General features: G+C 66.5%; 17 protein-coding genes. 10 read left to right on the forward strand and 7 right to left on the reverse strand.

Annotation, left to right across the window (positions count from 1 at the left end; translation table 11 throughout):
• The first annotated feature begins 45 nt into the window (after positions 1-45).
• On the forward strand, positions 46-933 hold the full coding sequence (locus AC25Z0_RS09845; RefSeq protein ID WP_488133049.1) for an EamA family transporter: 888 nt from the start codon (positions 46-48) through the stop codon (positions 931-933).
• 441 nt (positions 934-1,374) lie between these two features.
• Here AC25Z0_RS09845 and AC25Z0_RS09850 read toward each other — a convergent pair whose 3' ends face one another.
• A complete protein-coding gene (locus AC25Z0_RS09850; protein ID WP_488133050.1) occupies positions 1,375-2,661 on the reverse strand; it encodes a DEAD/DEAH box helicase in 1,287 nt (428 codons plus the stop codon).
• Between the two features lie 1,294 nt (positions 2,662-3,955).
• Between AC25Z0_RS09850 and AC25Z0_RS09855 the strand changes: the two genes are divergently transcribed.
• The 4 genes from AC25Z0_RS09855 to AC25Z0_RS09870 all read left to right on the forward strand — a co-directional run bounded on the left by AC25Z0_RS09855 (position 3,956) and on the right by AC25Z0_RS09870 (position 8,790).
• Positions 3,956-4,438 (forward strand): GNAT family N-acetyltransferase, encoded by a 483-nt coding sequence (locus AC25Z0_RS09855; RefSeq protein ID WP_488133051.1) that lies wholly within the window; start codon positions 3,956-3,958, stop codon positions 4,436-4,438.
• Between the two features lie 100 nt (positions 4,439-4,538).
• The gene (locus tag AC25Z0_RS09860; RefSeq protein WP_488120374.1) at positions 4,539-5,117 is read left to right on the forward strand and encodes an antibiotic biosynthesis monooxygenase; all 579 of its coding nucleotides are present in this window, start codon (positions 4,539-4,541) and stop codon (positions 5,115-5,117) included.
• 107 nt (positions 5,118-5,224) lie between these two features.
• The gene (gene hutH, locus AC25Z0_RS09865) at positions 5,225-6,796 is read left to right on the forward strand and encodes a histidine ammonia-lyase (protein WP_488120373.1); all 1,572 of its coding nucleotides are present in this window, start codon (positions 5,225-5,227) and stop codon (positions 6,794-6,796) included.
• A 347-nt stretch (positions 6,797-7,143) separates the two neighbouring features.
• Positions 7,144-8,790 carry a M23 family metallopeptidase gene (locus AC25Z0_RS09870; RefSeq protein ID WP_488133052.1) on the forward strand — a complete coding sequence of 549 codons (1,647 nt, stop codon included), beginning with the start codon at positions 7,144-7,146 and terminating at the stop codon, positions 8,788-8,790.
• On the opposite strand, the gene AC25Z0_RS09875 is transcribed toward AC25Z0_RS09870, so the two are convergent.
• Both AC25Z0_RS09875 and AC25Z0_RS09880 read right to left on the reverse strand, forming a co-directional pair.
• The gene (locus AC25Z0_RS09875) at positions 8,774-9,448 is read right to left on the reverse strand and encodes a DedA family protein (RefSeq protein ID WP_488133053.1); all 675 of its coding nucleotides are present in this window, start codon (positions 9,446-9,448) and stop codon (positions 8,774-8,776) included. The two genes, AC25Z0_RS09870 and AC25Z0_RS09875, sit on opposite strands and share 17 nt — an antisense overlap.
• Before the next feature lie 142 nt (positions 9,449-9,590).
• Positions 9,591-10,217, reverse strand: a complete 627-nt coding sequence (locus AC25Z0_RS09880) for a LysE/ArgO family amino acid transporter (RefSeq protein WP_488133054.1) — start codon at positions 10,215-10,217, stop codon at positions 9,591-9,593.
• Positions 10,218-10,288: 71 nt separating this feature from the next.
• On the opposite strand from AC25Z0_RS09880, the gene AC25Z0_RS09885 reads away from it, so the two are divergent.
• Positions 10,289-11,251 (forward strand): LysR family transcriptional regulator ArgP, encoded by a 963-nt coding sequence (locus tag AC25Z0_RS09885; protein ID WP_488133055.1) that lies wholly within the window; start codon positions 10,289-10,291, stop codon positions 11,249-11,251.
• A 39-nt stretch (positions 11,252-11,290) separates the two neighbouring features.
• Complete coding sequence (locus AC25Z0_RS09890; RefSeq protein WP_488133056.1) at positions 11,291-11,629, forward strand: hypothetical protein; 339 nt, start codon at positions 11,291-11,293, stop codon at positions 11,627-11,629.
• A gap of 21 nt (positions 11,630-11,650) precedes the next feature.
• Here AC25Z0_RS09890 and AC25Z0_RS09895 read toward each other — a convergent pair whose 3' ends face one another.
• From AC25Z0_RS09895 to yczR, 3 genes are all read right to left on the reverse strand, one after another.
• A complete protein-coding gene (locus tag AC25Z0_RS09895; protein ID WP_488133057.1) occupies positions 11,651-12,142 on the reverse strand; it encodes an NUDIX hydrolase in 492 nt (163 codons plus the stop codon).
• Positions 12,143-12,332: 190 nt separating this feature from the next.
• The gene (locus AC25Z0_RS09900; RefSeq protein ID WP_488133058.1) at positions 12,333-15,800 is read right to left on the reverse strand and encodes an efflux RND transporter permease subunit; all 3,468 of its coding nucleotides are present in this window, start codon (positions 15,798-15,800) and stop codon (positions 12,333-12,335) included.
• A gap of 128 nt (positions 15,801-15,928) precedes the next feature.
• On the reverse strand, positions 15,929-17,392 hold the full coding sequence (gene yczR / locus AC25Z0_RS09905; protein ID WP_488133059.1) for a MocR-like transcription factor YczR: 1,464 nt from the start codon (positions 17,390-17,392) through the stop codon (positions 15,929-15,931).
• Positions 17,393-17,455: 63 nt separating this feature from the next.
• Here yczR and yczE point away from each other — a divergent pair, with 63 nt between their 5' ends.
• On the forward strand, positions 17,456-18,112 hold the full coding sequence (gene yczE / locus AC25Z0_RS09910; protein ID WP_488133060.1) for a membrane protein YczE: 657 nt from the start codon (positions 17,456-17,458) through the stop codon (positions 18,110-18,112).
• Between the two features lie 77 nt (positions 18,113-18,189).
• On the opposite strand, the gene AC25Z0_RS09915 is transcribed toward yczE, so the two are convergent.
• Positions 18,190-19,125: an NADP-dependent oxidoreductase gene (locus AC25Z0_RS09915; RefSeq protein ID WP_488133061.1), complete on the reverse strand. Its 936-nt coding sequence runs from the start codon at positions 19,123-19,125 to the stop codon at positions 18,190-18,192.
• Between the two features lie 146 nt (positions 19,126-19,271).
• Between AC25Z0_RS09915 and AC25Z0_RS09920 the strand changes: the two genes are divergently transcribed.
• Positions 19,272-19,748: a MarR family winged helix-turn-helix transcriptional regulator gene (locus AC25Z0_RS09920; RefSeq protein WP_488133062.1), complete on the forward strand. Its 477-nt coding sequence runs from the start codon at positions 19,272-19,274 to the stop codon at positions 19,746-19,748.
• A gap of 7 nt (positions 19,749-19,755) precedes the next feature.
• Positions 19,756-21,201: a cryptochrome/photolyase family protein gene (locus AC25Z0_RS09925; RefSeq protein ID WP_488133063.1), complete on the forward strand. Its 1,446-nt coding sequence runs from the start codon at positions 19,756-19,758 to the stop codon at positions 21,199-21,201.
• The last annotated feature ends 137 nt before the right edge of the window (positions 21,202-21,338 follow it).

The raw sequence follows: 21,338 nt of genomic DNA on the forward strand, positions 1-21,338 counted from the left end.
CTGCGCCCGCATCGAGAGTGACGCCGCTCGCTAAGCTGGCGTCCTATGCTGACCGCAGTCCTCGGCCTCACCGGCGCACTCATTTTCGGCTCTGCCGACTTCTTCGGCGGACTCGCCGCGAAGCGGATCAGCGCGGTCCTCGCGACGGCCATCGCTGCATTCGCCGGGCTGATCGTGCTGCTCGTTGCCCTTCCCGTCGTCGGCGGAGAGTGGTCAGAGAGCGCCGTGCTGTGGGGCGGTCTGTCCGGCATCACCGGCGCGATCGCCATCTCGCTGCTGTACGCCTGCCTGGCCGTCGGCCCCATGAGCATCCTCTCGCCGTTGACGGCCGTCGTATCCGCTATCGTCCCGATGACATTCGGGCTCGTGCGGGGCGACAGGTTCGAGCCGATCGGCTACTGGGCGCTTGGCCTTGCCCTGGTCGCTGTCGTGCTTGTCGGCTTCGTGCCGGAGAAGGGGGCAGTGCGCCCCAGCCTGACCGCGCTGGCCATGGCCGTTGGCTCTGGCACCATGATCGGCGCGTTCATGATCCTCATCGCACAGACACCGGATGACAGCGGGCTGGTTCCCCTTGTCATGAACCGCGCGGTAAATGGCACGATCATGTTCATCGCCGTCGGCGTCATTGCACTCGGGGCAGCGCGGCGCCGGTCGCGGAAGGGCGCGGGTGAAGCGGATGCCGGTCGGTCGCCTCTGCTCCGCACCGGCGTCCTGCTCGCCATGCTGTGCGGCGCCATCGATGTGATCGCCAATTTCCTGCTGCTGCTCGGCATCCGTGCGGGCGATCTCAGCGTCATGAGCGTGCTGACGGCGATGTATCCGGCCGGAACGATCCTGCTTGCCGCCCTGGTTCTCCGGGAGCGCATCGCGCCGGTGCAGTGGGCCGGCCTGGTGCTCGCCCTGGTCGCAGCCGGGATGCTCGCAATCGCCTGAGGCTGAGGCTGAGGCTGTGGCTGTGGCTGTGGCTGTGGCTGTGGCTGTGGCTGATGCTGATGCTGATGCTGATGCTGATGCTGCGACCGCCGCTGATGCTCCGACGGCAGGGCACTGGCCAGGCGCGCCACCTGTGGGGCGCCAACAGGGGTGCCCCACAGGTGCTTATCGCACACGCTCTCGACCTCGAACCCGAATCGAGGCAAAAAGCATGGGCGCGCCACGAGTGGCGCACCGGCGATATCTCTGAGCGTAAGGGTGGACATGACGTCTTCTCAGGAACAACACGCGGATGTTCTCACCGTGTCGCGACAAATCTGACCGAAAGCGACCTGGTTTATGGCCTGCACGACTGATTCCATCGTGGTCGCTGGCCTATCTGCCTGAAAACGCCGAAGGGGCACCCGCCTCTCGGCGGATGCCCCTTCGGGAATGCGGGTGTTACAGGTTTGCGAGTTCGTTGACCGACGCGTCGCCCGGAACAGCGGAGACGAAGCTGGCTTCGATCTCTGCACGGCCGAGGAGGTCGTCCATACGGTGACGACGCTGCTTCGGGATGAGCGTGACAACGGTTCCCACCTTGCCTGCGCGACCGGTACGGCCGGCGCGGTGCAGGTAGGTCTTGTACTCGTCGGGGGCATCGGCCTGGATCACCAGGTCGATGTCGTCAACGTGGATACCGCGTGCGGCGACATCCGTTGCAACCAACACGTTGACCTTGCCGCTGGTGAGCAGCGCGAGGTTACGGGTACGGCGCGACTGGTTGAGGTCACCGTGCAGGCTGGTGGCGCGGATGCCCGCATCCTCCAGCTGGTCTGCGAGCTGCTCGGCGAACGCACGGGTACGGCTGAAGATCAGCGTCTTGCCGTTGCGGTCAGCGAGCTGCTCGATGATGGCGCCCTTGTCGCGGTGCTCGATGACGAGAACACGGTGGTCGATGGTCGAAGACGCCTGGTCTTCGCCGGCAACCTCGTGCACAGACGGGTTGGTCAGGAACTGCTTGACGAGGGTGGCGACACCCTTGTCGAGAGTTGCCGAGAACAGCAGCTTCTGGCCGCCCTTCTTGGTCTGGTTCAGGATGCGCTGCACCGGCTCAAGGAAGCCCAGGTCGCACATGTGGTCGGCCTCGTCGAGAACGGTGATCTTGACCTCGCTGAGGTCGAGCTTGCCCTGGTCGATGAGGTCTTCGATGCGGCCAGGCGTGCCGATGATGATGTCGACGCCGCGCTGCAGGGCGCTGACCTGGCGGTACTGCGGAACTCCGCCGTAGATCTGGGTGGTGAAGAGGCCAACGCTGCGCGCGATGGGCTGCACGGTGCGGTCGATCTGCAGTGCGAGCTCACGGGTCGGAGCGAGGATCAGCGCGCGGGGCTTGCGGCCCTGCTGGCGGTTCTTGCCACCGTCGTTTTCCATCAGCTTCTCAACAAGAGGAGCACCGAAGGCAATGGTCTTGCCTGAACCGGTGCGGCCACGGCCGAGGACGTCGCGGCCTGCGAGCACATCGGGGATGGTCGCTGCCTGGATCGGGAACGGGCTCGGAGCGCCGAGGAGACCGAGCTCGCGAACGATGTTGCCACCGAGACCGAGCTCAGCGAAGGTCACGCCGACGACATCGGATGCCGTGGTTGCCTGCGCTTCGAGGCGCTCAAGCACGACGTCTTCCTCAGCGGTGAAGCGAGGCTTGTCATCGCGGCTCGGGTAGAACTTACTGTCGCTGCTGCTGCTCATGCCAGGGCGGTCGCTGTTGAAGTCGCGACGCGGTGCGCGCTCTCCACGGTCGCTGCGGTCATTGCCGTACGAGGGACGCTCGCCACGGGCCGGACGGTCGCCGTATGACGGGCGCTCGGTGCGGGCCGGACGGTCGTTGTTGTACGCCGGACGGTCGGTGCGCGGAGTACGGTCGCCGTACGAGGGACGCTCGGTGCGAGCCGGGCGGTCGCCGTNTCGGTGCGGGCCGGACGGTCGTTGTTGTACGCCGGACGGTCGGTGCGCGGAGTACGGTCGCCGTACGAGGGACGCTCGGTGCGAGCCGGGCGGTCGCCGTATGACGGACGCTCGGTGCGGGCCGGACGGTCGTTGTTGTACGCCGGACGGTCGGTGCGGGGGGCACGGTCGCCACGGTCGTTGTTGTAGGCCGGACGGTCGGTGCGCGGAGCACGGTCGCCGTAGGAGGGACGCTCGGTGCGCTGCGGGCGGTCGTTGTTGTACGCCGGACGGTCGGTGCGCGGAGCGCGGTCACCGTAGGAGGGACGCTCGCCACGAGCTGGGCGGTCGCCGTACGAGGGACGCTCGGTGCGCTGGGCACCACGGTCGTTGTTGTATGCGGGGCGGTCGGTGCGAGGGGCACGGTCGCCACGGTCGTTGTTGTAGGCCGGACGGTCGGTGCGCGGAGCACGGTCGCCGTACGAGGGACGCTCGCCACGGGCGGGACGGTCGTTGTTGTATGCGGGGCGCTCTGTGCGCTGGGCACGGTCACCGTATGCTGGGCGCTCGGTGCGCTGGGCACCACGGTCGCCGTAGGAGGGACGCTCGGTGCGCTCGGTGCGCTGCGGGCGGTCGCCATAGGCTGGGCGCTCGCTGGGGCGCGAGGTGGTCGAACGAGATGCACGCTCGTCGGCGTTCCAACGCTGCTTCTTTGGGGCACCCTCGTCAGCGCGGAATCCGCGGTGACCTGGGCTCTTGCTGCCGGACTTCGGGGCGCCCTTGCGGGGGCCGCCAGTTGCGTAGCTGGGATCGAAATTGGGCTTTTTACTGCTCTTGGGCATAGATATATTCCTGGGTTGTATTGAGTACATGGCAGAACAGCGCCGTAGAGGACGCAACCTGAGAACCCGGGCAGTCTATGGCCGGGGCCGTTCACATACAGTGATTTTTCACCAGAGGATTACTGGGAAACCGGCCCACCTGACTTACAAACCCATCCGCACACACGTGAAGAAATGCGGTGTCAAGAGCCGACCTATCTACGTTACCCGAAGTTGGCTGAAATGTCACGGAAACGTCGTCCCTCTAGCCTGTAAATATGCCCTTAACCATCACCGTGGAACCGCCCAGACAGCCGGAAATCGAGGAGATGCTTCACAGCAGCACCGCGTTCGCACAGTCCCTCTATCCCCCGGAGAGCAACTTCCTGCTGAGCATCGACGCACTCGAGGCCGAGCAGGTCACGTTCTACGTCGCCCGCGACGACGCCGGCACCGCGTCCGGCATCGCGGCGCTCGTTGAGCTCACGTCGGACACCGCCGAGCTTTCGGACACCGCTGAGCTGAAGCGGATGTTCGTGCGCGACACCGCACGAGGCCAGGGTGTGGCCACTGCCCTGCTCGCCCGCATGGAAGCGGATGCCAGGATTCGCGGCATCCGTCATCTCGTGCTGGAAACCGGCCAGCGTCACACCGGCGCACTGGAGCTGTATCGCCGCGGTGGCTACCTCCCTATTCCACAGTTCGGCGCATACGTGGGCGAAGAGTTCAGTGTGTGCTTCGGGAAGACGCTCACCGCATAGCGACGAGGTAAGCGGCTGGGCCAATGCGCCGGGCCAGCGCGCCGCGCCCGGCGACGCGCCGGGTTACACATCGGAAATGCTGATGCGTCAGGCTGGACGGATGGACAACAAAGCCATTACTGTCTCGATCATGCGCGAGGTCGATCCCACGCGCATCTCCGAGGCAACCGCCTGGGTTCAGGCCGGCATCAATCTTGCAATCAAATACCCGGGCTTCCTCGGCTCCGGTTGGGTACGGGCTGGGGAGCATTCGAACTCCTGGCACATGCTCTACCGATTCAGCGGAGAGGACACATTGGTCGCGTGGGAGAACTCCCCAGAGCGCGACTGGTGGCTCTCCAGCGGCAAGCAGTTCATGCAGCAGTCCAGGGTGGAGAAGCGCACGGGCATTGAAGGGTGGTTCGACGAACCAACCGCGGTGACCATCGACGTCAGCGGCGAGGCGGTCGGCCCTCCCCCGCGCTGGAAACAGGCGACCAGCATCTGGCTCGGCTTCTTCCCGCTCAACCTCGTGTTCACACTGCTGGTGACTTGGCTGGTTCCGTTCTGGACCGACCTCGGCATTGTGCTCCGCGTGCTGATCACGACGTTGATACTCGCGCCAACGATGACGTTCTGGGTGCTGCCGTTTGTCACCAGGCTGCTGCGCAACTGGCTGGTCCCTGCCCGCCGGTATTGAGCCTTCTGTGATTGAGGGCTCGGCGGGGCCGCGGATCGTCCGGGATCCCAGACGGTGGGGCGCGCAATCGCGTTGTCGGTAGTACTGCCGTGGTGTCCAATCGACATATGAGTACCACCGCCATGCCCTCGTCCATCGTCCGTGAAACCGTGTTCGTCGGTGTTGGCGCCGTGAGTTTCAGTGACGTGATCGCCGTCGCCCGCCGCGACGCCTCGATCGTGCTGGACGACGCAGCACTGGAGGGTGTCGCAGCCACCCGCACCATCATCGAGGAGCTCGCCAGCGATGACGCTCCGCACTACGGGATCTCGACCGGCTTCGGAGCCCTGGCCACGACGTTCATCACCACAGATCGGCGCGCCCAGCTGCAAGCGAGCCTGGTGCGCTCCCACGCGGCCGGCAGCGGCCCTGAGGTCGAGCGCGAGGTCGTGCGCGCGCTCATGCTGCTGCGCCTCTCCACGCTCATGACCGGCCGAACCGGCGTGCGTCCGGCCACGGCGAGCGCATACGCGGCCATGCTGAATGCGGGCATCACCCCCGTCGTGCGCGAGTACGGCTCACTCGGGTGCTCCGGCGACCTGGCGCCTCTCGCTCACTGTGCACTCGCCGTCATGGGGGAGGGCGAGGTGCGCGACGCTGCCGGAACCCTGATGAGTGCAGCGGATGCCCTTAGTGCCGCTGGCATCGCCCCCGTCGTCCTCGCAGAGAAAGAGGGACTTGCCCTCATCAATGGCACCGACGGGATGCTCGGCATGCTCACGCTCGCGCTCGACGACCTCGCCCGCCTGCTCACCACCGCAGACATCGCCGCCGCCATGAGCGTCGAGGCCCTCCTCGGCAGCGCCGTGGTGTTCGCCGACGACCTGCAGGCGATGCGTCCCCAGCTCGGCCAGGCCGACAGCGCGTCAAACCTGCGCGCGCTGCTGGACGGCTCTCCACTCGTGGCGAGCCACGCAGGACCGGAGTGCACCACCGTTCAGGATGCCTACTCGCTGCGCTGCGCACCGCAGGTGCATGGCGCAGCACGGGACACCGCCAACCACGCTGCTCTCATCGCAGGGCGTGAGCTGGCGAGCGCCGTCGACAACCCCGTCGTCACCCTCGATGGCCGGGTCGAGTCGAACGGCAACTTCCACGGAGCACCGATCAGCTACGTGCTCGACTTCCTCGCCATTGCCGCCGCCGACGTCGCGAGCATGAGCGAGCGCCGTACCGATCGGCACCTCGACGTTGCTCGGAACAAGGGACTGCCGCCCTTCCTCGCCCACGAGGTGGGCGTTGACTCCGGCCTCATGATCGCGCAGTACACGGCCGCAGGGATCGTGTCAGAGCTGAAGCGTCTCGCTGTGCCGGCATCCGTTGACTCCATTCCTTCTTCTGCGATGCAGGAGGACCACGTATCGATGGGCTGGGCGGCCGCACGCAAGCTCCGGAAGTCGATCGATGGCCTCGGCCGCGTGCTCGCCATTGAGATCATGACGGCGGCACGCGCCCTCGACCTGCGCGCTCCCCTTCAGCCAGGCCAGGCCACAGGAGCCGTACGCACACTGGTGCGTACGAGGGCTGCTGGCCCTGGTCACGACCGGTTCCTCTCCCCAGAGATCGAGGGCGTCGTCGAGCTGGTCGCCTCTGGCGGGATCGTGGATGCAGCAGCAGCTCACACGGGCGCACTGAACTAGGGAGTGCACGACGGGCGTTGGCCGGCCATTGTGGCGGGGTCCCGCTGGGCGGATGCGCGGGCCAGATATGCGGGTGGATCAGCGGGCGGCTACCCCCACATTCAGCGCCATCCACACGCCGAATATCGCCCGATCCTGCCGCCCATTTGAGCGCCAGCCACGCCCCTTGTCGCCCAAAGTGCACCGTGGCAGACTGACAAAACGCTGACCAGCTCGAGCCAGTTGTCCATCGACTCATGGATGAAGAGCCAATGCCACCCTCCCTCCGCACGCGACGCAGCACGACGAGGCGAGCTGTGTCCCGGCTGGCAATAGTCCCGTTGGCGGTCGCGTCGCTGATAGGAGCGGTGGCTCTGGATTCGTTCTCGGCGCCGACGGCATCCGCTGCCGCGGCCGTTCTCGCAGTCACTCCGACGCCGACGCCGACCTCCACGCCAACGCCGACCCCCATGCCGACGCCGACAGCCGAGCCCGCACCAGAGCCGATTGAGTCGGCAGCGGCCGAGCCTGCGCCAGCCCCCGCACCGGAGTCCACACCTCCCAGCGTCGAGTCAGAGGCGCCGACAGATCCGGCACCGATTCCAGAGGAGTCAGCCACCGCTACTCCGACGCCCGAGCCGACAGCGGAGCCGACACCGACCGAGACGCCCGCCCCGTCTGCCACCCCGGATCCGACGGCGCCACCCACGGACATGCCGACAGCAACCCCGACGCCGACGCCCATTGGGACGGCAACCCCGACGCCGACGCCCACTGGGACGGCAACACCGACGCCCACACCGACACCCACACCCACACCCACGTCTGACCCGACGGCCACAGCAACACCGACGCCGACGCCCACACCCACACCGACTACGCCGGCTCCCGCGCCGGCACCAGCTCCCGCTGTGGGTGGCAGCGCTCCTGTCGCTCCCCCGACGGTGACGCCGCGATCGTCCGCGTACGCGACATCAGCGTCGGCCAGGACCAGGTCGCAGGCGGCCCAGCTGGCCGCCATCACGGCAGCACAGGCGACCGTTGCACGGGCATCCGTCGCTTACGACGCAGCCAAGCTCGCGTTCGCTTCCGCTCAGGCCGACTTTGACGCGGCCGGCGCCCAGGCTGGCGCGATGCACACGATGCTGGCAGAGGCCGAGCTGAGGGCCGATACCTCCAAGCGACTCCTGGCCGGCATAGTTCGCGCCATGATGCAGCAGGATCCGGCGGCCGGCGCCGCGGCGGTACTGCTGAGCGGGGATGCCGGAGCCGACCTGCTCTCCCAGCTCGGCACTATCGACTCGTTGGCTCGCTTGTCTGCGAGCCTCGACAAGATCAAGGAACGCGTTTCCGCCGATGCGGCGGCCGCTGAGCAGCTTCGTGCACGCGAGACCAACACCGACGGCCCGCTGAACGGCGTCGATCTCCAGACCGCCAAGGACGCACTGGGCGCAGCGAAGGCCCGTTTTGACCAGGCGACTGCAAAGCTGGCCAGCCTGCAAACGACCATGAGCGCCGAGCTGAATGCGGCGCCACTGCCTGTGCTGCCGCCACTGACTCGTCCCATCGTCCCCCAGGACTCCGGCCAGCTCAGCGCGCAAGGCTGGGCGAACCCGGCAGTCGGCAACCTCAGCGACGGCTTCGGACCGCGACCAGACCGCCCGCTACCCGATGTCGGCGCATTCCACTACGGGACCGACATCGGAGCCAATTGTGGGGCAGGGATCTACGCGGCAACATCCGGTGTCGTTGAAGAAGTGACCACGCTCGGAACGTACGGCAACTGGATCCTGATCAACCACGGTAACGGCATTGAGACCGGCTACGCGCACATCCTGAGCGGATCCCAACTCGTGGCAGTCGGCGACTCGGTAATCGCGGGGCAGGTGATTGCCGGAGTCGGCAGCACCGGAGCATCCACCGGCTGCCACCTTCACTACGAGGTGCGCATCAACGGTGATCGAGTCGACTCGCTGCCGTTCATGGCCGCACGCGGAATCACCGTCGGCGGTTGACCTCAGTCTCGCTGCGGGACGCCGCCGACTCTGACACCACCGTCGCCATGGAGGCGCCTGCGTCACGGCGCTTTGTTCGAACCATCACCACCCGGTCGACCAGCACACCCAGCGCGAGCGCCAGTACAACGCCGATTGCAGCGCCAAGCAGCGGCTGGTCCTTCACCCAGTGACCCGCGAGCATGCCGATGAGCACTGAGTACACCGCCCAGCACCCACCGGCCAGAATGGTCAGCGGCCAGAAACGACGATAGGAAAAGCCGGTCGCTCCCGCCGCCATGTTCACCGCGACGCGACCGACCGGAATGTACCGGGCGACGAGCAGCACGCTGGCAGGACGACGGGCCAGTCCGCGGGCGGCCTTGTCGAAGGCTGCGACAGAGCGCGGATGCCGCATCCAGCGAAATCTGTGCGCTCCAATCGTGCGTCCAAGCCAGTACGCGATGTTGTCACCGGCGGCTGCACCGAGAGCGGCGAGCAGCACGATAACGATCGGGCTCGGGGTGCCGGTGCTCACCCCGAGCGCTGCAGCAACGACAACCACGCTCTCGCTGGGAATCGGAGGGAAGAATCCATCAATGACCACGCTTGCGAATACGACGAGATAGACCCACGGTGAGCTTGCGGCGGAGAGTAAGAAGTCTGAGAGCAGTTCCATGGCAGGTTCAATTCCGGTCGGGGTGCGTCTGTCAATGAATCTGACGCACTTCCGACACTAGAAAGGTGTGCGTTCGTCGGCATCGGCCGGGGGTCGCACCCTCGTCATCCGCTCGAATGACCTTGCTGCGGCGAACGGGCAGCTACCAGCCGAGAAGTAGCTTCATGCCGAGCACAAACATGGTGAGGGCGATCGCGCCATCGAGGATGCGCCAGGCAATGGGGCGGGCAAAGAGTGGGCCGAGGAGCCGGGCACCGTAGCCCAGAGTGGTGAACCACACGATGCTTGCCACCACGGCCCCGGCACCGAAGTACCAGCGGCCTGGATCGCCGTGGGTGTTGGCCACCGATCCAAGTAGCAGGATGGTGTCGAGATAGACATGGGGGTTCAGCCAGGTGAGGGCAAGCACCGTGAGGACGGCCGTGCGGAGCGACACCCGGTTGAGGCTGGCATCGGCATTCAGGGCCTGCGGCCTGAACGCCCGTCTGGCGGCCAGCACGCCGTAGCCGAGCAGGAAGGCCGCACCCAGATAGCGGATGAGTTCGAGCACGACCGGCAGGCGCTCCACCACGAACCCGATTCCCGTGATGCCGAGCAGGATCAACACCGCATCCGAGAGCGCGCAGATGGCAACAACCGCGAAGACATGTTCACGGCGGATGCCCTGGCGCAGCACAAATGCGTTCTGCGCCCCGATCGCGATGATGAGCGACAGGCCGAGGCCGAGACCGGCGAGGACGGATGAAAATTCTGGGGCGGAGAGCTGCACCGTTTCACGTTACGGCGAGAGTCGAATACATTCCAGCTCATCTTTTTCACGCAACATTAGAATTGCTAATCATGGACCTGCAGTTGGATCAGCTCCGGGCGTTCATCGCCATCATCGACCACGGCACGTTTGAGGCGGCCGCGCGCATCCTCAGGGTGACCCCATCTGCGATCAGCCAGCGGATGAAGGCCTTGGAACAGGCTGTCGGCCGCGTTCTCGTGCAGCGGACGAAGCCTGTGCAGCCAACAACGTCTGGTGCAACGATCCTGCGGCTGGCGCGCCAGATCGTGCTTCTCGAAGGTGACGCGCTACTCGAACTCGGCGCCAGTGACTCGTCTCGCGGCGCGGAAGCGATACCGGTGGCCCCCGAGCGCTATGTCAGCATCCCGATCGTCATCAACTCTGATTCACTGGCCACCTGGGCATTGCCGGCACTGGCCGCGCTGCCGGCCGCACTCGGCGTGTGCTTCGAAGTGTTCAGGGAAGACCAGGACCGATCCACGGCACGCCTGCGCGACGGAACGGTGATGGCGGCCATCACCTCCGTGGCTGAGCCGGTCCAGGGTTGCACGGTTCGACCACTCGGCCAGATGAGATATCGGCCGTTCGCGAGTCCCGAATTCGCCGCAACCTGGTTTCCGCACGGCGTCACCGCCGAGGCCCTCGCCGCGGCCCCCGTCATCATCTACGACCGCAGCGACGACCTCCAGGACACCTACCTGCGGCGGCGTGCCGGCCCGAACGCTGCGCCGCCCCGGCACTACATCCCGGCGTCGTCGGAGTTTGCGAGCGCCGTTCGGCTGGGACTCGGCTGGGGCATGCTTCCCGACGCGCAGGTCCACTCGGCGGAACGCGCTGGCGAGCTGGTGGACCTCGATCCGGGCGAAGCGGTCTATGTTCCGCTCTACCTGCAGCACTGGCGCCTGCACTCCACCCTGCTGGCTGCCGTGACGGACAGCATCGTGCATGCCGCCGATACTGGACTGCGTCAGACAGCCGGGACGGCACAACCGCCCGTGATGCCGGCTGGATAATTTCGGTTCCTCGACCGGCTGATGCCATACGATCGGGCTATGAGCGCCGAAACCGTGTTCGCAGACCTCAGTTCTGAGCTGGCAGAAGCCGGAGCTTCCGCCGGCCATCTCTTCGGCGCCAGGGCGCTCACGCTGCAGGGCAAGGCGTTTGCCTGCCTGCACAGAGATGCCATTGCCTTGAAGCTGGGTGCCGGCAGCCCGGCGCACCAGCAGGCTCTTGGCCTGCGCGGTGCCGAGCTGTGGGACCCGTCGGGGCAGCAGCATCCGTTCAACGACTGGGTATCCATCCCCGTCGATGAGAACGCCGAGCTCGAAGAGACTGAGATCGGAGATCTCGCGCCGGCCGCGATCGCATTTCTCGCCGCGTCGCCCAGCTGAGCGCGCGACGCCCTCCGGGGCTCACACCCTGACGGGAAGTCCGCCTTCGAAGTGGGCGTCGGTTGCGGCATCCGCTGCCACGGCCCTGCGGATGCGCTCGGCGTGACTGCCCCGCAACTCCGGCAGGGCGTCGAGCGGGAACCAGGCGGCTTCGGTGTTCTCACCGTCGGCCGGGAACGGCGTGCCACTCTCCCACCGGCACCGGAAGACGAGGTCGAGATACTGGGCCTGGTCGCCGTTGTCATAGGTCAGAGGCTCGAGCACGTGCACCCAGACCAGGCGTTCAACGGATGCGACGACGTCGGCTTCCTCGAGAATCTCGCGCACCGCGGCATCCGCCGGCTCTTCGCCTGGATCAATGATTCCGGTGACCGGGGTCCATGCGCCGTTGTCGGCGCGGCGCACGAGCAGGACCTCGTCGTCGCGGAGCACCACTGCTGTCACGCCGGACAGCCAGAGCGGGGCTGTGCCGATTGACTGCCGGAGGTCGAGGACGAAGTCGGGAGTAGCCATCCGCCGATCCTAATCGCTGGCCGTGTGAACCCGGGCGTCGCGAATACCGGAAGACCGCCGCAAGAGAGCGCGATCCGTCCTGTATTCGACGACACGTGGCCGATTCATCCTGTTTTCGCGACGCGATGGGCTGCGGAGGTTTCGAGACGCGGCCTCGTTCCTCGGGCGCTCCTCAACCAGCGGAGAGGGGCTACTCGGTGCCGGTGCTCACGTCGCCTGCACGTGCCGCGTCGCGTACGGTCGCCGCGTCGCCTGTGCTTGCCGCGTCGCGACGCTCTGCACGCGCAACGCGCCTCCGCTCCCGGGTTCCCTCCACGACTGAGTAGAGCACCGGCAGCACGATGAGGGTCAGCACGGTGGACGACACCAGACCGCCGATCACGACGAGTGCCAGCGGCTGGGAGATGAATCCACCGTGACCGGTGAGTCCGGCGGCCATCGGCAGCAAGGCGAAAATTGTTGCCAGGGCCGTCATGAGGATGGGACGAAGCCGGCGGGAGGCACCGTACACCAGGGCGTCGTGCACGCTCATGCCCTTTCGCCGGTATTGGTTCACCAGGTCGACGAGCACGATGGCATTCGTGACCACGATGCCGATCAGCATCAGCACGCCGATCAGCGACGGGACGCCGAGCGGGATGCCGGTGATCACCTGCAGCGCAATGGCGCCGGTGGCCGCAAACGGGATCGAGACCAGCAGGAGCAACGGCTGCAGAAGCGACCTGAACGTCGCGACCATCACGATGTAGACGATCAGGATGGCCACCAGCATGGCGATTCCGAGCTGTTGGAAGGCATCCGTCTGGTCGCTGGTGACGCCGCCGATTGTCGCGGTCGCGCCGGCCGGGAGCTGCGTGTCTGCGAGAACGCCGGCGACCTGGCTGTTGGCCGTTCCGAGGTCGTCAGCCGAAGGAGTTGCCGACACTGTTGCGGTGCGGAGGCCCTTCGTCGTGGTGATCGTGGATGGTCCGTCGACTTGGGCCACGGTGGCCAGCGAGCTGAGGGGAACCGCGCCTGCCAGGGTCGGAATCTGCAGGTTCGAGAGCTCGTCCACGGTCATCGGCGGCGTCGCAGACTGCAGGTACACCGACAGCGTGGTGTTGTCGATCACGATCGATCCGATGGTGGTCGGCTGCATGGCCTGCGAAACGAGGCCGCCGAGTGCGAGTTCGCTGAGGCCGGCATCCGCTGCCGCATCGAGGTTCACGGTGACGGCGATGTACGGACGCGACGCGGCCAGGTTGCTGCTGCTCTCCTTGATCGCACTGAGGTCCTTGACCTTGGCCAGGATGTCGTCCGCAGCCTTCTGCAGGTCGGCATCCGTCAAGGCCGTGATGTCGACCTCGATGTCGGACGACCCGCCAAACCCGCCAGACGAGGCGACCGACACGACGCCGGCATCCGTGATGGTGGATAGCTCGGCGCGCACGTCGTCCTGCACGGCATCGGGGTTCGCTCCGTCTGCTGTCGTCACCGAGTACGTGACGGTGCTCGACGTCGGTGCGCCGCCGCCGAACGCCGCCGCAAAGCTGCTGCCACCGATGGTGAGTTGCACGATCTCGACACCGTCGGTGTCGCGGATTGTCTGCTCAACCGAAGCGGATGCCGCATCCATCGCGGCCAGGCTGGTTCCAACCGGCAGGGTCTGGGTCACGCGGAACGTGTCCTGGCCGGTGGACCCGAGGAAGTTCACCTTCATGAGCGGCAGCATCGCCACGGTGCCGGCGAGCACCAGAACAGCCAGCAGCAGCGTGGCGATGGAGTGCTTGAGGGTCCAGTGGATGATCGGCAGGTAACCCTGCTGCAGTCGGCCTGGGTGCTCGAGTTCGTCTGGCTCGATGACGGGCGGCGCCGCGTGGCGACTGCGGGGCGGGGGTGGGGTTCCGTCGAGGACCGCGGTGGCAGTTGCGGTGGGGGCGGTAGTTGGACCGGTGGCGGTTGGCGCGCTGGACGTGAGAGTCGGGCCAGCGGCGCTCATCACGTCGGCAACGTCTGCACCGTTCTGTTCCTCCGTCTCCGTCTCCGCCACGGCGACCTTCCGCGGCGCCGGTGCCTTCAGGAACCAGTACGCGAGCACCGGCACGATCGTCAGCGACACCAGCAGGGAGGCGAGCAGCGCGATGGTCACGGTGAGGGCGAACGGCCGGAACAGCTCACCCGTTGATCCGCCGACGAACGAGATCGGCAGGAACACCGTGACAGTCGTGATGGTCGATGCCGTGATCGCCCCGGCGACCTCACGCACGGCTTCGACGATGGTCGCTGCCTTGTCGACCCCGGCGACCAGATGCCGCTTGATGTTCTCGATGACCACGATGGAGTCGTCGACGACACGGCCGATGGCAATGGTCAGGGCGCCAAGGGTCAGGATGTTGAGCGAGTAGCCCACGCTCTGCAGCCCGATGAAGGTGATGAGCACCGAGGTTGGGATGGAGATCGCCGTCACGAGTGTGGCCCGCACCGAAAGCAGGAACACCAGGATGACGAGCACGGCGAAGACCAGGCCGAGCAGCCCTTCCTGCGTGAGCGCGTCGATGGACTGCTGGATGAACGGCGCCTGGTCGAACACGATGGTGAACGTGGCGCCTGGAACGGCGTCCTCCAGCGTGGGCAGGATGTCGCGCACCGCCTGCGAGACGTCGACGGTGTTGGCCGCGGGCACCTTCGTGACCGATACCGTCAGCGCCGGTTCGCCATTCACCCGCGAGATGCTGGTGACGGGGTTCTCAGCCAGGGCGACGGTAGCAACATCGCCAATCGTCACGACCTGCCCTGCCGGGGGAACGACGGTTGCCGCGCCGGTTCCTGTACCGGTGCCGTTGCCATTGCCGTTGCCGTTGCCTGATCCGGAGCCGCTGGCCGCGCCTGACCCCGCGCCAGATCCCGTCCCCGCTCCCGTTCCGGCCGCTGAGCCGCTCGAGCTCGCCAGCACAGGCAAGGCCGCGATCTGGTCGACGGAGGTCAGCTTGTTGCCGACCTGCACCGACAGCGTCTTGTCCCCCTCGGTGATCGAGCCGGCCGGGAGCAGCGATCCGTTCTGCTGCAGCGCAGTACTGATGGACTGTGTGCTGAGGCCGCGTGCGGCCAGCGCCGCGACATCCGGTGTAATGGTCACCCGCTGGCCGATGTCACCAACGAGGGCTGCGTCTCGCACGCCAGACACATCGCGAATGTCCCCGAGGACGCTGCGCTTCAACTCATCAGCGATCGTGGTGCTGTCACCGCCGGTCACCGCCAGCAGGAGTACAGGGAAGTCATCGACGGTGCCGCTGATGATCTGGGGATCGATGTCGTCTGGCAGCGTGGACTTGATCCGGTTGATCGCCTGGGTGATCTTCGACTCGGCCTTCACAAGGTCGGTGCCGTACGTGAAGGTCGCGGTGATGAGTGACGCGTCTGTGCTGCTCGTCGTCGAGGTGGACTCAAGCCCGGCGATGCCCTGGATCGCCGTTTCGATGGGCGTCGACACATCGTCGTTGACCACCTCAGGCGACGCGCCTGGGTAACTCGTCGAGATGACCAGCTGCGGCAACTGAAGCGAGGGAATGAGCTCTTGCTTCAGGCTGGTCAGCGCCAGCGTCCCGAAAATGGCCGCAACGACCGTGATGAGGGCGATCAGCGCCCGGTTCTTCATGCTCAAGACCGCGAGGAAATGCACTCGCTCAGTATGTCAGGGCGGATATTGCTCGCTCGAGGACTCTCGGCAGTTCCCCTGTTTTGGAGCGGAGCAGGTCGCCTGGTGTTGGTGCCAGCGCCCTGGAGAGCTCAGGCGACCAAGGCCAGCAGCTAGACGACGTCGGCCAGATAGTCAGATTCAGGCACCGGATGCCGGAGCAGCGAGTCCCAGGCGCGACCAAGCGCCCCGACACCCCTGTCGATCTCGTCGGTGCTGTAGCAAAACGGGATGCGGATGAACCGTTCGAAGGCGCCATCGATGCCGAACCGCGGTCCGGCCGGGATCACGAGGCCCTGGCTGCGCGCGGCCAGCGACAGTTGCGAACTGACCGGGCTGCCGAGGTTGACCCACGTGGTGATGCCACCGTCGACGTGGGGCACATGCCAGTCGGGGAACCGCTCTGCGAGCGCGGTGACCAGGTGGTCTCGGCCGACGCGCAGGGAACTGGCGCGCTCAGCAAGGATCGATGGCATGTCGTCCAGCAGCCGAGCGACGATGAGCTGGTCGAGGATCGGGGTGCCGAGATCCCGCGCAGAGCGGGCGGCGACGAGCTTGTTGATGAGCGGGCGCTCCGCCCGGATCCAGCCGACGCGCAACCCGCCCCACACCGTCTTGCCGACCGACCCGACAGACACCACAGAGCTCTGCGTGCCCTGCTGGCCGTAGGCGGCGAACGGCAGGTAGTGCTCAGCCCTGTCGATGTTCAGCTCGGCGATGGTCTCGTCGACAATGAGTACGGTGCCCTGCCGTGCTGCAGCGGCGAGCACGCGTTCCCGCTGCTCAACGGGCATCGAACGCCCGGTGGGATTGTGGAAGTCGGGCATCAGGTACCCGATCGCGGGGTTGCTGCGCGCCATGGCCTGGAGCAACCCGGCCTCATCCCAGCCGGCAACCGACGGGTCCTCGCCCGGCATCGCCGGAGAGACGCTCACCGGAACCAGGCGTGCACCGGCCTCGCGCAGGGCTTCATAGGCGTGCGGATAGGTCGGCATCTCGATGAGCGCCCGGTCTCCACGGTTCAACAGCACATGCGCGAGCAGCGCGATGGCGTGCTGCGCGCCGATGGTGACCATGATCTGCTGCGGGTCGGTGGGCAGCCCTCTCGCCGTGTATCGGTCGGCGATCGCGGCCCTCAGCTCTGGGACACCGACCGGGTCGAAGCCCGACCCCGCGAGATGGTGCGGCAGGTCGCCGACGGCGAGCGCAGCGGCATCCGCTAGTCGAGGCAGCGCCGACATGGCGGCCTTGCCGAAATCGAGGACGCCGGCCGAGGCGACCGGCGTGAGCGCGACCGGACCGCTCGGCAGGGTGACGAGACTGCCGGAGCCGCGCTGGCTGACCAGGTACCCGGCCTCGCGCAGCTGGCGATAGGCCGCGGTGACGGTGGTGCGACTGAGTCTGAGGCGCGCACTGAGCTCGCGTTCGGCTGGCAGTCTGCTGTCGCTCGGGATTCGGCCATCGAGCGCCAGCACCCTGATGCGATCGAACAGCGCGAGGTAGGCGCTTCCGGCACCACCGCGCCAGTCGCCAAGCAGGGACTCGAGGGCACGTGCACTCAATTGGTTGTCAGCCATGAGGCCACTATAGGCAGATTGGCTTCTTGATTACAGGCCCTGGATGCAATTGGATTGGTTTTTATGACCCGCCGCCTCACTCAGCTTCTCATTGGCCTCTTCTTGTACGGAATGGGCATCGCCCTGATCGTGCGCGGCGCCATCGGCGTTGCCCCGTGGGACGTGCTCACCCAGGGCGTCGACAACCACACCCACCTCGGCTTCGGTCTCATCACCGTGATTCTGAGCGGCGTGGTGCTGCTGTTCTGGATCCCGCTTCGGCAAAAGCCAGGCGTCGGCACCATCTTGAACGCACTCCTGGTCGGCCCGTCAGCGGATGTCGGACTCGCGTTGATCCCGGCCGATCTCGACCTGTGGGCCCGCATCCTGCTGTTCGCGGCCGGGCTGCTCGTGCTGGCTATCGCGACCGGCCTTTACATTGGTGCCCACTTCGGCCCTGGCCCACGGGACGGCCTGATGACCGGGCTGCACCGACGCACGGGGTGGCCGATCTGGATCGTGCGCACCGGCATCGAGGTGACCGTGCTCGCCATCGGCTGGGTGCTCGGCGGCAACGTCGGCGTGGGTACGGTGCTGTTCGCCGTGCTGGTCGGACCGCTCTGCAACTGGACGATCCCGTTCTTCGCGATCAAGCGGCCGGCAGTCGTGCCGACGCTCGAATCAGAGACCGTCCCTCCGGTGGTTGAGGAGGCCGCTCGCGGCCGTCTCGAAACCCCGTGAGCCGACGTTCAGACGGAGGATGACGCTGCGCGTTCCGCAGGGCCATCCTCCGCTGTTCGCGAGCTGACCGCAGTCCGCTAGCTAACGGTCAGGACCGTCTTGCCAAGGAGCGTGCCGCTTGCGGCGTCTTCGTGAACGGCACGCAGGTCGTGCAGTGGTCGGCGGTCGGCGATGTTGAGCGTGATCCGGCCCTGATCCAGGCGGGACACCAGGTCGGCCAGGTGGGAGCCGTTTGGGGCCACCCACACACTCGCCGTGCGCACGGAGCGTTCGTCGTCGGCTGGCACGGCTCCAGCGGAGCTGACCGCAATACCGCCGTCCGCGACGTAGGACGTCAGTTTCGCCAGACCCTCCGCGTCGAGACGGACGTGGTTGATCACGACGTCAAATGGACCGCCGATTACCGATGGCCCCGCGTCAAGATCCAGCGGGCCGACAACAGCCGATGCCCCGTACGAGAGCAGACGGTCGGCATGCTGCGGCCCGTCGACCGCGGTCACTGTCGCGCCGATGTCTGCGGCGAGTTGCACGACGATGCTGCCTACTGCGCCGCCAGCGCCGTTGACCAGAACGCTCTGCCCTACCTGCACGTTTGCCAGCTCGACGGCGGCCTGTCGTGCCGCCAGCCCGGTCAGCGGCAGTGCCGCGGCATCGGCCAGCGGCAGCGAGCGGGGTGCAATGGCGACAAACTCGGCTGCGATGACCGCGTACTCAGCGGCACCGCCGTGCTCGTTCAACGGGAACATCCCAATGACGTGGTCATCAACCTGCACCCCGGTGACACCCTCACCCAGTTCGACGATCGTGCCGGCAACGTCGAGGCCCGGGGTGATCGGCAGCGCGGTCGGGATCGCTTCGGCGAGCACGCCCAGACGGATGTGGTCGTCCACCGGATTGAACGAGGTTGCCGCCACCTTCACCAGCACCTGGCCGGGGCCGGGCACTGGGCGTTCGACCTCCTCTGCGCGCAGAACCTCTGTACCGCCGAACTGGTGGTAACGAATTGCCTTCACAGGACTCTCCTCATGGTTTTGTCGTTTGCGTTCCCACTGAATGAGAACCGAATGCTGCACCGGGACTTGCCTAGGCAACTGAGAAGACTCTGCCTGAGTTGCCTGGGCAAGTCAAGCCGGCACGACCGGGGGTATGCTTTGGTGTCATGACCGATTCGCCGTTATGGCTCGACGAGCACCAGCAGGCGGTGTGGCAAGACCTGCGCACCATCGTGATCGCACTGCCGGCGCTGCTCGATCGGCAGCTGGAACGCGACGCCGAAACGACGAACTACGAATACAGCGTTCTCGCGCGCCTCTCCATGGCCCCTGACCTCACCCTTCGCCTCAGCGACCTGGCCGCTCAGTGCGATAGCAGCCTGCCCCGGTTATCGAAGCTCATGGTCCGCTTCGAGCAACGCGGTTGGGTCACCCGTCACCCCGATCCGGACAACGGGCGATACACACTCGCCACGCTGACCGAAACCGGGCTGCAGAAGGTCGTGGCGAGCGCTCCCGGCCATGTGAATCGCGTGCGCGAGCTTGTGTTCGACCCGCTGAGCACCACGCAGCAACGCAACCTCGGAATTGCGCTCTCCCGCATCGCCGGCACAGTCCGTGAGCAACTCGACGACCGCGCCTGATGAGTAAATGAGCGACAAGCCCTCCATCGTCTGGTTGCGTGACGACCTGCGCCTGGCCGACAACCCCGCGCTGACCGCCGCGCTGCGCCGAGGCGCGCCCACGATCGTCGTGTACGTGCTCGATGACGAGAGCGACGGCATCCGCCCATTGGGAGGAGCGAGCCGCTGGTGGCTGCACCACAGCCTGGCCGCACTGTCGCAGCAGCTTCGCGAGTTGGGCAGTCGGCTCGTGCTTCGCCGCGGGCCGGCGATCGCCGAAATCAGCAGGCTCGTTGCCGAAACGGATGCCGCCGCCGTGTTCTGGAACCGCCGTTACGGCGCTGCTCGCGACATCGACGCCGCGCTGAAGGCGTCGCTCCGCCAGTCCGGTGTTCTGGTCGAGAGCTTCCAGGCGAACCTCCTGTTCGAGCCGTGGACCGTGACAACCGCAACCGGAACGCCGTTTCGCGTGTTCACTCCGTTTTGGAAGGCAGCGCGGGCACTCCCGGCGCCGCGTAACCCATTGCCTGCCCCGACCGCTGGCGACTTTCCCGGCCATGGCCTCCCCGGCTCATCCAACGGCGGTTCCTCCGCGACCGCCAGCGACGGCGCGTCCGCGACTGCGGTCGCCAGCGACGACCTCGACAGCTGGGCCCTGCTGCCCCAGCGCCCGGACTGGGCAGCGGGACTTCGGGACAGGTGGACGCCAGGAGAAGCCGCTGGCCAGGCATCCGTTGCCCGTTTTGCCGCCGGCGCCCTGGCCGACTATCACCGCAGGGACGAACCGGCCGTTGCCGCGACGTCGTTCCTGAGTCCGCACCTGCGGTTCGGCGAGGTGAGTCCCTTCCAGGTCTGGCATGCCGTGCAGGGTGAGGCGGCGGCCACGCTCTCGCCGGAAGCCCAGGCGAACGCCGCCCATTTCCTCAGCGAGATCGGCTGGCGTGAGTTCAACTGGAACATCCTCTTTCATGCGCCGGGGCTGGCGAGCGAGAACTTCCGCCCGGAGTTCGACACCTTCCCGTGGAACGAACCGAACCCCGGCGAACTCGCCGCGTGGCAGCAGGGCCAGACCGGCATCCCCCTGGTTGACGCCGGCATGCGGGAGCTCTGGCACACCGGCTACATGCACAACCGGGTGCGCATGGTGGCCGCAAGCTTCCTCATCAAGAACCTGCTGGTCGACTGGCGCATCGGCGAGCAGTGGTTCTGGGACACCCTGGTCGACGCCGACGAAGCCAGCAACCCCGGCAACTGGCAGTGGGTGGCGGGCAGCGGGGCGGATGCCGCCCCCTACTTCCGTGTCTTCAACCCGGTTCTGCAGGCATCCAAGTTCGATCCAAGACACGAATACATCGACCGCTGGATTCCGACCGATGAGCTTCGTCCTGAGCCCATCGTCGACCTCGGCGTGACCCGCCGCGAGGCGCTGGCCGCCTATGACCAGATGCGGCACGGCGGGCGAGCCAGCGGCTGAGTCCTCATCCGCTGATTCTGAGCCAGCCATCCGCTGATTGAGGAGCGAGCGCCAGCGAGCGTCTCGAAATCAGGCGACGCGCTCCCCGAACCACCGTGCAAGCAGCGCCCGAAATCCCGCCTGGCGCGCGATTTACC

The organism is Leifsonia sp. Y862 (assembly GCF_057669585.1).

Bases quoted from the DNA above. Each gene is read 5' to 3' on its own strand.
- AC25Z0_RS09845 (WP_488133049.1), top strand. From the start codon at position 46: ATGCTGACCGCAGTCCTCGGCCTCACCGGCGCACTCATTTTCGGCTCT.
- AC25Z0_RS09850 (WP_488133050.1), bottom strand. From the start codon at position 2,661: ATGAGCAGCAGCAGCGACAGTAAGTTCTACCCGAGCCGCGATGACAAG.
- AC25Z0_RS09855 (WP_488133051.1), top strand. From the start codon at position 3,956: ATGCCCTTAACCATCACCGTGGAACCGCCCAGACAGCCGGAAATCGAG.
- AC25Z0_RS09860 (WP_488120374.1), top strand. From the start codon at position 4,539: ATGGACAACAAAGCCATTACTGTCTCGATCATGCGCGAGGTCGATCCC.
- hutH (WP_488120373.1), top strand. From the start codon at position 5,225: ATGAGTACCACCGCCATGCCCTCGTCCATCGTCCGTGAAACCGTGTTC.
- AC25Z0_RS09875 (WP_488133053.1), bottom strand. From the start codon at position 9,448: ATGGAACTGCTCTCAGACTTCTTACTCTCCGCCGCAAGCTCACCGTGG.
- AC25Z0_RS09885 (WP_488133055.1), top strand. From the start codon at position 10,289: ATGGACCTGCAGTTGGATCAGCTCCGGGCGTTCATCGCCATCATCGAC.
- AC25Z0_RS09890 (WP_488133056.1), top strand. From the start codon at position 11,291: ATGAGCGCCGAAACCGTGTTCGCAGACCTCAGTTCTGAGCTGGCAGAA.
- AC25Z0_RS09895 (WP_488133057.1), bottom strand. From the start codon at position 12,142: ATGGCTACTCCCGACTTCGTCCTCGACCTCCGGCAGTCAATCGGCACA.
- yczR (WP_488133059.1), bottom strand. From the start codon at position 17,392: ATGGCTGACAACCAATTGAGTGCACGTGCCCTCGAGTCCCTGCTTGGC.
- yczE (WP_488133060.1), top strand. From the start codon at position 17,456: ATGACCCGCCGCCTCACTCAGCTTCTCATTGGCCTCTTCTTGTACGGA.
- AC25Z0_RS09920 (WP_488133062.1), top strand. From the start codon at position 19,272: ATGACCGATTCGCCGTTATGGCTCGACGAGCACCAGCAGGCGGTGTGG.
- AC25Z0_RS09925 (WP_488133063.1), top strand. From the start codon at position 19,756: ATGAGCGACAAGCCCTCCATCGTCTGGTTGCGTGACGACCTGCGCCTG.